The sequence below is a fragment of the Myxococcales bacterium genome, assembly GCA_023898405.1.
GTDB lineage: Bacteria > Myxococcota > UBA727 > UBA727 > JABDBI01.
This window is the reverse complement of sequence record CP060221.1, coordinates 1,919,292-1,931,699: the sequence shown is the minus strand read 5'-3', so window position 1 is coordinate 1,931,699 and position 12,408 is coordinate 1,919,292. Positions and strand designations below refer to the sequence as shown.

Genomic DNA, 12,408 nt, shown 5'->3' with positions numbered 1-12,408 from the left:
TCACTCAATATTCTTGGCACTTAAGCCATGAAACAACAAACGTTTTATTCGTGATGTATGACCGGAAATAATTTCTATCCGAGATTTAGGAATGGATAATAGTTCAGATAACACCTCAATTACTCTGGTATTTGCTTCTCCCTTCGAGGCGGTTGCTCTCACGCTGAGCAGAAGTTCTTGGGTAGAGGATAAAGATAATTTTTCCACAAATGCATTGGGTTTGATCTTAATGGTCAAACTCACTCCTTGTTTTTCTGTCTTAAAAAAATCCTTGAGCACGCTTGTAGATAATTCATTCAAAATTTTCTGAGTCATGCTTTACTCACTTTTAATAACAATTTTCTCTTTTCTTCGAAATATATAGTAAAGCTCAACGCTTTATTTTATAGGGGGATCAAGCGGAGGTTTTTATGTATCGGGTAAATGCCTTCTTTGCTAGTACAATCGCCATATACAGCCTTTGTATTGGTGCTGCGCTAGCTCATCATCATCTTTATCAAAAAAATTCTTTTGATCTTGAAAATTGTAAGGAGTTAAGTGAGCTGCAGCAAGGTGAATCAAAACACTTTATGGCAAAAGAATTGTATCAACAGGCTTTTCTCGCAAGTTTTGATGGCAATTGGAAAGTTGCCAAAGCTGCATCAAAATGTTCTTCACTCTTTGAAAATGGTGATTCAAAATGGAAAATTGAGGCTCGCATTTTTAAATAATTAATAGTTTTCAATTTACGGCGGGTGTTGCAAATGCCGACAATCTATCCACAATATTCAATGTACATATTGAAGCATTGTGGATAAACTCATGAAATATATTTTTCGTTGTGAGAAGCTTGTTCGCGATCGTATTCCTGAACTCATCGCTCAACCAAGCACGGTAATCGAAGTAGAAACCCTCAATCATAAAGCGCATATCGACGCATTAAAAGCTAAGCTTATCGAAGAGGCTAACAAGATACTTGAGACAGCATCTCGAGAGAAACTTATTGAAGAAATTGCCGATATTCAGGAGGTATTAGATGCTCTTGTACTCAAACTTTCAATAAAAGGGAGCGATGTAGAGAAAATTAAGCGTCAGAAGAATATGCGCAATGGTGGATTTGACAGAGGTTTGTTCTTAAAATCAGTGGAAACTCCGTGTGACTCACAAGTTGCCACGCTCTTTTTACAAGAACCCAAAAAATATCCGCATACAAGATTAAACTGACAGCCGTGAAAGAGCTCCACCTAAAAACTTAAGAGAAAATAGCGGCTTAAAAATGGTGTTCTCATGTACAGGGCTATAAAATAATTTGACCACAGTTTTTAATAAGGCTGAGCTTTTATCACACCTTAGCAAGGAACACTATCATGACAAAACCTCTCATACTTGTAAGCAATGACGATGGCTATTATTCCATGGGTATTCATGCTCTAGCACGAGCACTTTGTGTTATTGGCGAGGTTGTGGTTGTGGCCCCAGCCACCGATCAAAGTGCCATATCTCATGCTATTTCACTCAATCGCCCACTCAGACTACAGCAAAAAGCTTCTCTCCATGAAAGTGGTCAGGAAGTATTATTTTACAGTGTAGATGGTACTCCTACTGATTCGGTTTATATGGGAGTTCATCATGTTCTTAAAGGTCGTAAACCTGATCTCATGGTGTCAGGCATCAATCATGGCGCAAATTTAGGCTATGACATACTCTATTCTGGAACGGTATCTGCCGCTATGGAAGCAGCTATGCTTGGGGTCACTTCAGTTGCCGTTTCACTCGTCTCCCTCCATGACTACAATTTTGATATGGCTGCTGAATTTTGTCGAGAATTCTGCAAAGGCATTATAAAGAAGACATGGCCTACAGGAACACTTTTTAATGTTAATGTACCAAAACGCCTGAACTCGCTGGACTATGCTGTCACTCGCCTTGGTCATCATGAATACACAACAGAGGTTGCCGAAAGAAAAGATCCTCGCGGCAATAGCTATTATTGGATAGGAGGAACATGGAGTGGCTACCAAGACTTACCAGGTACAGACTGTCGTGCTATTGCCCAGGAGCTCATTTCAGTAACTCCCATCACTCTGAATCTAACCTACGCTCCACTGCTTGGAGAACTCATGAAGGTAGAATCCTCACTTAAAGCCATTCCACTTTTTACTGAAGAGACATAGACTAGACCCCATCTTTATGCTCTAAAGACAGCATTTGATATGCCACAAATGTTTAAGATGGCCCTAGAAGGAGTTCCAATGAGCCAGCCTGAAGATTTTGGACCGCATGGCCATGACCCGCTAGCGGTGCCCTTAAACCGCTTTGACCAATTATTAGAAATTTTTTATAGCGCTGAAAAGAAAGCCCAAAACCGCTTACTTGGGATCGAGTATGAGATGTTTGCTCATGATCTTGAGCACAATCGTCCGCTCTCATACGAAGGTCCTACAAGCATTTCACAACTTTTTCTCCACTTAGCGCAAAAGTCTGCTTTAACTACAGATCCTTTTATACCAGTGATGGAAGATCAAAATATTGTTGCCTTGTCCTGCCAACGAGCCACCATTGCGCTCGAGCCTGGTGGCCAAATAGAAATAGCAGCGAAACCCCATGCTACACTCGAGGATGTGAATAAAATTTTTCTTGATGTTGTGAATAATTTACAGCAAGCTGCACAGGATCTTGATATAAAACTTTTTGCTGTTGGCATTCATCCGCTTGCCCAACAAAACGATATGGCTCAGGTTAAAAAGAGCCGTTACAAAATTATGCGTTCATACATGAAGAGCATGCCTGGCTTAGGCCTCGATATGATGAAACGCTCATGTTCAATTCAGCTTAATCTCGATTACAAAAATCAAGAAGATTTTGTTCTTAAAACCAGGTTTGCTTCGCGTCTTGTGCCATTTTTATCGCTCCTTTGTTCTTCTGCCGCTTTTATTGATGGACAAGCCAGTCCTTATGCAATTCCTCGTGGACATATTTGGCAAAAAACAGATCCTGACCGCACGGGAATTCCATCGATTATTTTTGACCCTAATTTCGGCTATGAATCCTGGATCAACTGGGCATTAGATGTTCCTATGTATTTTATTCGTCGAGGAAAAAACTACATCAATGTGGCTGGATGCTCTTTTAGGGATTTTATGGCTCACGGCCTCAAGGGAGAACAGGCTACGGTCCGAGATTTTTTGGATCATCTATCTACCATATTTACCGAAGTACGCCTTAAACCTTATATTGAAATACGCAGCCCCGATTCTCTACCAGCCTCTTACGTGTGTGCACTCTCGACTCTAGTATGGACATTATTTTATGATGAACATGCTTTTAATCAGGTTTTTTCTACACTCGAATCTTTAGATCATCCGCAACTCATAAAGCTTCATCAAGAAATAATTCAGCACGGACGCACAAGCTTATGGCAAGGCATACCTGTACTTGCCACCATAGGCACAATCATAGAATACGCTAAAAATCAGCTCAAACTAACGAGCTCTTCTCATAATCATCATGAAAATTACTTACAGCCTTTCGAACAAATTATCTCTTCCAATATGACAGTTGCAGATGTAGTAAAAACAAAATTTGCAGCAATCGACAAGCAAAATATTTTAGCTATTATTGACATGCTCGATGTAACCAAAAGAACAGTATATTAAATGATATTAAAAAAATTTGATCTAAAACATTTTATATTTGGAATTTTGCTTGGCGCAGCGGGCACTATGCCTGGTCTGAGTGGAGGTTCCGTAGCATTTATCTTGGGAATCTACGAGCGACTTATCGATGCGTTGGCTAAGCTTAATCCACAAATTTTATTTCCTCTTATAAAAAAAAGAGCGTGGAAAGACATCATAAATGAAACTGACAGCCTATTTAGCGCAATGATTTTATTAGGCTCAGTGTGTGGAATTTTTATTTTTTCATTTTTCATGCCCTACCTTATGCAGCATTACACTCATCACATGAATGCGCTTTTTTTGGGTTTGATGGCTGCCTCAATTCCTCATATTTTCAAAAATTACGATCAAAACCCTCGCATGTCTGATTGGGCACTCATCATAGGCGTTGCGATTCTCACTTACTTTTTGAGCGGTATCAGGACAGAATTTTCATCTGACGGTCCCTTGTTTCTATTTTTTTCTGGAGCCCTGGCCCTTATCGCAATGCTTCTACCTGGTATTTCTGGAAGTTTTATTCTGCTTATGCTTGGCAACTATCACTACATATTTGCCCAAATAAATAAGATTTTTTTCTTTGACATCAACGCACTGCTTAATGTGTTTCCATTTATTTTGGGAGCGTTAAGCGGAAGCATCTTTTTTGTTGGAGCAATCAAATATTGCCTTCACCATTTCCGAAGCACTACCCTGGCACTACTTATTGGGCTCATGCTCGGTAGCCTCCCCTCTTTGTGGCCTTTTACCAACGCTGATAATACACAGATTTTTATGCCTCACTTTTTTGGCCTCAGTGAAGTTTTTATGATTATTTCTCTTTTTTTTGGCCTCCTTATTAGCTTTGTTTCTCTCAGGATTATGAATAAATGAGATATTTTCTTGTCGTGCTGTATATTTTTTATTGTGGCTGCGTATCGATACACAACAGACCCTATGAAAGTGAACTTGCAGGAGTTTATCATCGCGTAAAAAAAGGTGATTCATTAAGCTTTATCGCTCACAAATATAATGCCAATCCGCAAGAAATTATGGAGGTCAATGGTTTAGAAAGTGAACATTACTTACGCACTGGTCAAGAAATTTTTATTCCTTCACCCGATCCCATTGGCATAAAAATCACTCAATACAACAAAAAACAAAGCCTACAAAATACTGTTCATGCAAACGATAAGAGCCTGGCTCAACAAGGCAGTCGCCATAAAAAAACACAACAAAAAATATTTCAGTTTCCTGTGCCTGGTGGCAGTATTGTCCATCAATTTTCTAGCTCTAAACAAAAACCTTATGACGGATTAGGCATTAGCGCTCCCCGTGGCACTCCAGTAGTCGCAGCCTTAGAAGGCAAAGTAATTTTTGTTGGCAATGAAAATACTCGTTATGGCTTACTCGTAATTATCGAGCACGAACAACCTTTCATTAGCGTATATGCTCACCTTGATAAAGCTTTGGTAAAATCAGGACAAAAAATAAAACAACGACAAAAAATTGGCAGCGTAGGAGTCTCTGGCGGTGTAGCAACACCTCGCTTACACTTTCAAATACGTGTATCAGAGCGCCCCCAGGATCCAAAACGTTTTATCAATCCTCTCAGCTTTAAATAGCTTAGAGACTGTTTTAAAAGTATTTAAAACAGCCTCTAAGAGTGTTGTTCAGTTCTTTAAAATTCAATAAAAACTAAGATAAAAAATTAATTAAAAACCAAATCGTTTTACTCTAATGTTGTTTGCCGAGCCAACCTTGGAGTTTTTAATGAAGAACGCATTAACCAATGTTTTAGCAATCAGCCTGTTTGTTTTTTTAGGCGCCTGTACTTCTACTTCCGAAAATATTGCCACTCATCTTGGCTATTTTAAAAAAGCAAATATATCCCAAGAAAAACTTTTAAAAGCTCAACAGCTTCACGAAATGGGGTTGATAGAGTCAGCTATTTTGCAGCTCAAAGAGCTTATCGAAAAACCCTATGAAGTTCAGCACGATAAAGGATACGAATTACTTATCGCTTGGCTTTTAGAACTGCGCATGGACAATGAAGCTAAAGATTACGCATCTTATTTCATGAGACATCACAGCAAAAGTCCCAGCGTAGAGTACATAGTATCGCTCTTTAGATAGGGGCTCTGATAGAGACGATAGCCTCCGTCTTAACTTTGTTCCCCTCCTTATTAAAGTGCTAAACAAAGATAGAATTCAGCTTTATCATCTGAATGCTTCTAGTTTTTCAATGGTTACATAGCTAAGAGACTCTTAGGGACCATGAGCATGAGGGACGTAAATTTTTATCAACAAAAATATCTGCAAAATCTACCAAAAAAATTGCAACAAAAACGCATAAGGCGTCTTAGATCCTTGATTGCTCTTGGCAAAGAAGAAAGCCTAGAGCAACATGAAGAAACATTCAAAAAATTATCTTCAGCCCTTGGTCAGAGTTATAAATTTAAAATCGAGTGTGTAGCAAAGCTTGCCAAAAAAATGGTGATTGAACACTACGAGTCTCATCCGCATGCTATTTTATACACTCTTAAAAAACTTCTAAAAAATATTGCTGAACATACCGATGTAGAAATATCCGCGCACCCTCGTGATGCAAAAATAATAAGCAGTAATATTCATGACTTCAAAAGCTCGATGGCTAGAAAATTTTTAATTAGCGAAGACAAAAATATGGAGCAAGGATCATTAATTATTAAGGCAAATAAAAGCATCATTGATGCTCGCATAAGCACCCAAATAAGAAGAGCTACGCACGTGATATTAAATTAGGAAAAAATTAATGACGCTATTCATAAAAAAAAAATCTCTACCCAAAAAATATTTGATTCTCGACCACTATAAATTGCTTAAGACATATACGCTCATCAAAGCAAATGAATATGAGCAACAAAAAAATTCTTGTGCTCACTTTGATGACTATTTAAAAAAAATTCGGTCTATTTTTTTAGCCTACAAAAAAATAAATCAGTCAGATATTTTTAAAGGGCGTGAAAAAGGAAAAAGCCGTTCTCTTGCTGATTTGCTTAACTCTAGCCTCGACACACTCGAGCAATGGCATAAAAATATTGCCATAGAAACGCAATCAATGTTTTCCATAGCTCAAAAAATTGCTGAAAACATCACTGATACTCCCTGTGTGCCTCAAAACACTGTACGTCACCAAAGGCAACTTATTGAAAAAATGAGTGTTTTTTTAAGAATGGAAATTTATCTGCCTTTGTCTTTTTTTACTGAACATTCAAGCCTGTTTTTAAAATGGCAACAATTTTATGGAAAAATGGAGCTGTTAAGTATCACAAAACATGATAATCAACCTGAGCTTCGAATATATGTTGGCAAAGAAATTTTCTCCCTTTGTTTATCGGGCATTGATATTAAATATTTACTTGCAAAAATTAACGCGTTCTTTTTAAAAATGAATGAGTCTTTTGGCCAATCTGTAACGGACTCGCCATTGGAAGTTGAAAAATTATATAAAGACGAAGGAAAAGTCGGTGACGTTGTCTAAATCACATCGAGGATTATTAATTCCCCGTTCTATTGCAATTATCATGGACGGAAATGGGCGCTGGGCTGAAAAGCGTGGTCTTGCTCGTGAGGTTGGGCATCAGCAAGGCTCCAAAGTTGCCGAAGATATTATTCTTTACGCACGCGAGCTCGGTATCCAGTTCATTACACTTTATGCTTTTTCTACAGAAAATTGGCAGCGCCCTGCCAAAGAAGTTGATGCTGTCATGCACATCTTAGAAAATTATTTAAAGCAGGATACAGCAGACCTTATCAAAAATGACATCCGAATTAGCGCTATCGGTAATCTTGATCGCTTACCCAGCTATGTAAAAAAAGCACTCGATAAAGTTGTAGAAGAAACAAAAAATTGCTCAAAGCTCATAATAACTCTGGCTCTTTCTTATGGAGCGTGGGAAGAAGCAAGTATAGCCTGCCAAAAAATTGCTCAGAAAATTATTGAAGGCAAACTTGAAATTGCAGACATCAATCAAGCAACATTGGCACAACATCTTTACACTAGTGATATACCCGACCCTGATCTTTTTATTCGTACTTCAGGTGAACTAAGGCTTTCCAATTTTTTGCTCATGCAATCAAGCTATACAGAACTCTATTTCACCAAAACTCTATGGCCTGATTTTCAACGTTCAGATCTTGATCAAGCACTGATTGATTTTGCCCAAAGAAATCGTCGTTTTGGTAAAGTTGGTGAATAATCTTTGAAGGAACACTCATGAAAAATTTATTGGTTAGAATTATCACTGCTGTGATTTTACTGCCCTTGGTTGTTGCAGTTTTTTTAGCAGGGGGAATTTTTTTAAAATTTTTGCTTTTGCTTGCAAGCCTCATCTGTGTCTTCGAAATTTCCACCATGGTACTTCCGAATTCAAAAATAGGTCTCTTCACTGCTTTTATGGCCTGGTTTTCTTTATCGCTTCCCTCATTATGCGAAGCAAGCATTCATCAAAATACTGCTGCTGCTTTCTTAGGATTTCTATGCATCAATGGACTTTTTTTATTTGTAGCGGAAATTGAAAAATCTATATTTGAAAAAATGTCTACAATTTTTTACTTTAGTTCCTATGTTGTTCTCGGTCTCAACTGCTTATTTTGGCTGCAAAATGATTCAGTTTCTCTCAATAAAAGTGAAGGATTGGCATTTATTTTGCTGACCTGTATCGCCACGTGGGGCAATGATACGTGCGCTTACTTTGGAGGACGAATCTTTGGCAAACGTCCACTATTTAAAAGTGTAAGCGCTAAAAAAACCTGGGAAGGTTTTTTCTTTGGTGCCATTGGTTCATTGCTGCTTATTTTTCTCATCAAAAAATTAACCAGCCTCTACAATACACCCATTTTTGCGCAACTTGATAATGCAGATCTTTTGTGGGTTGGCATTCCAGCAATTATTTTTGCCCCTTTGGGGGATTTGATTGAAAGCAAATTTAAACGAATCTATCAGGCAAAAGACTCTTCAAATATTTTACCAGGACATGGCGGTCTCCTTGATCGCATCGATGCACTCATTCTCGTGCTTCCCTGGACTGCTCTGTATGCTTTTATTATTCGACCACTATGTTAGAACTCGAAAAAATTTTTCTAAGGTGTGTTGCTTGTGGAAAAGAATACTAATTCGAATGGCGTAAGTGATGCGCGGATAGATCGTCGTCAACAAATCGTCGATGCAGCCAAAGCGCTTATTGGAGCAGGAATTGCCAATGATTTTGATCCGGTGCATGCGCCTTTATGCGCAATTGACCTTGTGATGGTCGCTGGGGCACCTTGGCTCAAGGAAGCTCTTGAGCGCGATTACGGCAAAGATGAAAGTGGTTATAAAAAAATTGGAGGAGGCGCCAATACACCAAAGATGGCTTATTTTTTTCGTAGCGCCGCCAACCTTATGCACTTCTTAAAACGCCAAGGGCTTTATGTGCCAAGGGGCGGAACTCCGGATCCAGCGGCCGGCATGGCATGTTTTTTAGATTGGGACGATCGAGGCCGATTTAATTTTTCTCCCGATCGAAGTGGAATTATTATTTCTACCAAAGATCATCATATAGAGTCCATTGCGCTGCCTTTGATGCTCGATGATGGCTCCGGCAACTACCGCGTAGAAATAATTTCCGTCACACCTCAAGACAAACTCGATCGAGCCATAATTGGTTATTCTGACTTGCCCTAAAGATTTTGCGTCAAAAAATTATAGCTTCTATGAAACGAGTGCTTTGTATCAAATTTTGACCAAAATCGAGTTTTAAATAGTGACTAATTTATCAAGAAAATCATTAACAATCTGATCTCTTTCACTCAGAGTGATACGCACAAAACAGTTTCGTATTTTTATATCATTTATGTTGATATATTTTTTTATAGCAGGATATGATTTCAACAGCTCTTCACGAGTCATTTTTTTCATACGTTGAGGAAGTACTTTGCTATATTCTGTAAAACCTTCATCAAAATATCTCTTTACTGTTTTGATATTTCCAACATCAGGATCAGGCTTTTTAGCCCATTTTTCTTCACAAGACTTAATAGCTAAAGCTAAATCAGAATCAGAATATTTAGACAGTGGCGAAATTCCGCAGGAATTGATAATAAAAAATAACGATAAAAGCAGAAATTTTAAAATAAAGTTCATTAGATTGCTCCCGGTAAAAGAAATTTAAAAGCCAGTTTTTTCATTATGCCTAGTAAAAAAATCCACATAGCTTATTTGTTGTAATACTTTAGGTCACATATTTCAACAGACAACTTGCTCATTTTTAAAAACTAAATAAACCAAGAATTAAGTTTACAGTTTTAATCTCATTCTTAAAACTTTCCAGTAAATACCAAACTCATCGTAGTGCCAAAGACAAGAGTTAAGGCTTTGAAAACCTAACTTTTTATAGATCTTTATAGCTGCAACATTAAATTCTAAAACCTCAAGTTCCACCATTTTTAATTTTAATACTCGTACTCCAAAGGCTAATAAAAGTTCCATAGCCTTTTGAGCTACCCCCTTTTGTCGAGATCTTTTATCTCCGATTTCAATGAAACATTCTGCTTTTTTCTGTTCTAAATCAACATTCTTAAATCCGACATTTCCTACGTGTTTTTTGTTGTAAATAATAGCAAAACTACGATGGGTTAAATCATCTAACAATAAATCCATACAGCGATATGCATATTTTTTTGTGAAAAAATCTTTAGGTATACAACGAGGAGCAGGAACAACAAAACTTCTTTCAATAATGAAAGGCTGCATCAGCCAGAAGCTAACACGTTCGTGATCTTCTGGCTTTAGTGGGCGCAGTTTAACCTCAATTCTACTTTGACTTTTTATAGCAATCTTTTCTTTTAGCGCCATTTAAATAAGCCCTGGAATGACAAAAACGAATCACTCTATATAAGGGCTAAAATATCATCACTGAATTAATTGCAGCAAGTTATCCCATAAATTTATAACGTTAATACCCCATAAAAATAGTGAAGATTAAATAGATTTTAAAATGATTAATATCAAAATGCTTTAAATTATCGTGAAGGTTTTTTGATAAATACCGCTTAAGCTCCTGAAAAGATTTAATTATTTAATCATTTAATTTTTTAAAGTTTGATTAAAAAGGCGCGCAGCAATGTTGGCTTTTAAAGAAATATTCATAAAAAGATTTATCCATAAGCCTCTAAACTGTCTAGCCTAAGTGCCGACACTGAGTTAGAAGTAATTTATTCCCAATACCACAGGAGCTAGTATGTACACCCTGATTCAAAAGCCTGCCCCAGATTTTAGTGCTGAAGCTGTACTTCAGAGCGGAGACTTTAAAGAGATCACTCTCTCAAGTTTTCGCGATAAAAAATACGTTGCACTTTTCTTTTATCCTCTCGATTTTACATTTGTTTGTCCTTCGGAAATCATCGCGTTTTCTAAGCGCACTCAAGCCTTTGAAGCACTTAACACTCAGATTCTTGGTATCTCAGTTGATTCTAAATTTTCACACTATGCTTGGCGCAATACGCCGCTTGAAAAGGGAGGAATTGGAGCCATCGATTTTCCTTTGATTTCTGATATTACTAAAGAAATTTCACGCGATTACGGTGTATTGGTCAATGATTCTGTAGCGCTGCGCGGAACATTTATTATCGACATGAAAGGTATCGTACGCCACGCCACTCTCAATGATTTACCGATCGGCAGAAATGTTGACGAAACTTTGCGCGTTATCGAGGCACTGCAGCACACTGAAAAACATGGAGAGGTGTGCCCTGCAGGATGGACCAAAGGCAAGCAAAGCATGAAACCAGATGCTGGCGGAGTAGCTGCTTATTTGGCAAATAACGCTCAATCACTATAAGAAATGCATGATTAAATGATAACCTCCCTTTAGTGGAGGTTTTTTTTTGCTTCACAAAAGGGGCTTAAAATGGATTTACAAAAAGAGCTTAATATTGCCAAACAACTTGCCCGTGAAGCCGGAAAAATCGCGCTTGAAAAACAATCAAAACTGATTGTCAAACAAAAACCTTTGGGGCAAGGACCCGTTTCTAATGCTGATCAAATTATCGATGATTTTATTTCACAAGAACTAAAAAAATTTTTTCCAAAAGACCAAATCATCAGCGAAGAAAGTTATCAGGAAGAGACGGTCAATAAGCTTGGGAGGGTCTGGTTTGTCGATCCCATTGACGGCACTGCAAGTTATATCGCGGGACTCGATGATTTTGTCATTATGATAGGACTGATGATCAATGGCAAAACCTCGCTTGGCGTAATCTATCAACCCACGAGTGGTATCATGTGGAGCGCTTTGAGCAATGGAGAAAATCGCGAATGTGTGCGAGAGCACGGTAATAAACAAAAAATTATAACACCAGGCCACTGGGCAAAAAATAATCATCAACTTCGTATCATCACCTCTCGCACCTTTCGCTCTAATCGGCAAGAGCAATTTATCAAGACCATAGATCCTTCCCTCATTATTCGGCGAGGTTCGTTTGGATTAAAAGCAATGCTGGTTTTAGATGGAGTAGCCGATATTTATCTATGTTGGAGCAAGCGCATAAAATTGTGGGATAGCTGCGCGCCTCACGCTATCATTCAGGCCGCTGGGGGATGTATGGTTCACCTCGATAACAGCCCTCTCGACTTCAAAGATGGAATTAATCATCAACGCTCAATCTTAATAAGCAGCCATAAACTCGAAGACTCTCTCATGCTATTGCTGAGAAATATTGAACAAGGTTAAAGATAACTTAGAGGTGTTTTGAA

At 38.1% G+C, this 12,408-nt stretch carries 17 protein-coding genes; 14 read left to right on the top strand and 3 right to left on the bottom strand.

The features are described 5' to 3' along the window. Entirely contained in the window at nt 1–315 is a 315-nt protein-coding gene (locus tag H6731_08810; GenBank protein USN50352.1) for a DUF167 domain-containing protein, read from the bottom strand. 95 nt (nt 316–410) lie between these two features. On the opposite strand from H6731_08810, the gene H6731_08805 reads away from it, so the two are divergent. From H6731_08805 to H6731_08750, 12 genes are all read left to right on the top strand, one after another. Further along, a complete protein-coding gene (locus H6731_08805) occupies nt 411–710 on the top strand; it encodes a hypothetical protein (protein ID USN50351.1) in 300 nt (99 codons plus the stop codon). A 91-nt stretch (nt 711–801) separates the two neighbouring features. Beyond that, complete coding sequence (locus H6731_08800; protein USN50350.1) at nt 802–1,203, top strand: nucleoside triphosphate pyrophosphohydrolase; 402 nt, start codon at nt 802–804, stop codon at nt 1,201–1,203. 143 nt (nt 1,204–1,346) lie between these two features. Then, the gene (surE, locus tag H6731_08795) at nt 1,347–2,153 is read left to right on the top strand and encodes a 5'/3'-nucleotidase SurE (protein ID USN50349.1); all 807 of its coding nucleotides are present in this window, start codon (nt 1,347–1,349) and stop codon (nt 2,151–2,153) included. 78 nt (nt 2,154–2,231) lie between these two features. Further along, nucleotides 2,232–3,635 (top strand): hypothetical protein, encoded by a 1,404-nt coding sequence (locus H6731_08790; GenBank protein USN50348.1) that lies wholly within the window; start codon nt 2,232–2,234, stop codon nt 3,633–3,635. Further along, complete coding sequence (locus H6731_08785) at nt 3,636–4,526, top strand: DUF368 domain-containing protein (protein USN50347.1); 891 nt, start codon at nt 3,636–3,638, stop codon at nt 4,524–4,526. After that, entirely contained in the window at nt 4,523–5,257 is a 735-nt protein-coding gene (locus tag H6731_08780) for a M23 family metallopeptidase (protein ID USN50346.1), read from the top strand. The genes H6731_08785 and H6731_08780 overlap by 4 nt, the downstream gene beginning before the upstream one ends. Before the next feature lie 148 nt (nt 5,258–5,405). Beyond that, the gene (locus H6731_08775) at nt 5,406–5,768 is read left to right on the top strand and encodes a hypothetical protein (GenBank protein USN50345.1); all 363 of its coding nucleotides are present in this window, start codon (nt 5,406–5,408) and stop codon (nt 5,766–5,768) included. Nucleotides 5,769–5,915: 147 nt separating this feature from the next. Further along, entirely contained in the window at nt 5,916–6,416 is a 501-nt protein-coding gene (locus tag H6731_08770; GenBank protein USN50344.1) for a hypothetical protein, read from the top strand. A gap of 10 nt (nt 6,417–6,426) precedes the next feature. Then, on the top strand, nt 6,427–7,155 hold the full coding sequence (locus tag H6731_08765; protein USN50343.1) for a hypothetical protein: 729 nt from the start codon (nt 6,427–6,429) through the stop codon (nt 7,153–7,155). Next, nucleotides 7,148–7,873 (top strand): isoprenyl transferase, encoded by a 726-nt coding sequence (locus tag H6731_08760; protein USN51972.1) that lies wholly within the window; start codon nt 7,148–7,150, stop codon nt 7,871–7,873. Before H6731_08765 ends, H6731_08760 begins: the two co-directional genes overlap by 8 nt. 17 nt (nt 7,874–7,890) lie before the next feature. Continuing rightward, nucleotides 7,891–8,739, top strand: a complete 849-nt coding sequence (locus tag H6731_08755) for a phosphatidate cytidylyltransferase (GenBank protein ID USN50342.1) — start codon at nt 7,891–7,893, stop codon at nt 8,737–8,739. A gap of 33 nt (nt 8,740–8,772) precedes the next feature. Further along, on the top strand, nt 8,773–9,339 hold the full coding sequence (locus H6731_08750) for a hypothetical protein (GenBank protein ID USN50341.1): 567 nt from the start codon (nt 8,773–8,775) through the stop codon (nt 9,337–9,339). 72 nt (nt 9,340–9,411) lie between these two features. On the opposite strand, the gene H6731_08745 is transcribed toward H6731_08750, so the two are convergent. Both H6731_08745 and H6731_08740 read right to left on the bottom strand, forming a co-directional pair. Further along, nucleotides 9,412–9,798: a hypothetical protein gene (locus tag H6731_08745; protein ID USN50340.1), complete on the bottom strand. Its 387-nt coding sequence runs from the start codon at nt 9,796–9,798 to the stop codon at nt 9,412–9,414. Nucleotides 9,799–9,951: 153 nt separating this feature from the next. Further along, entirely contained in the window at nt 9,952–10,509 is a 558-nt protein-coding gene (locus H6731_08740; GenBank protein USN50339.1) for a GNAT family N-acetyltransferase, read from the bottom strand. Nucleotides 10,510–10,894: 385 nt separating this feature from the next. On the opposite strand from H6731_08740, the gene H6731_08735 reads away from it, so the two are divergent. Continuing rightward, nucleotides 10,895–11,494 carry a peroxiredoxin gene (locus tag H6731_08735; protein USN50338.1) on the top strand — a complete coding sequence of 200 codons (600 nt, stop codon included), beginning with the start codon at nt 10,895–10,897 and terminating at the stop codon, nt 11,492–11,494. 69 nt (nt 11,495–11,563) lie between these two features. Next, nucleotides 11,564–12,385, top strand: a complete 822-nt coding sequence (locus H6731_08730) for a 3'(2'),5'-bisphosphate nucleotidase CysQ (GenBank protein USN50337.1) — start codon at nt 11,564–11,566, stop codon at nt 12,383–12,385. Nucleotides 12,386–12,408: the final 23 nt, after the last annotated feature.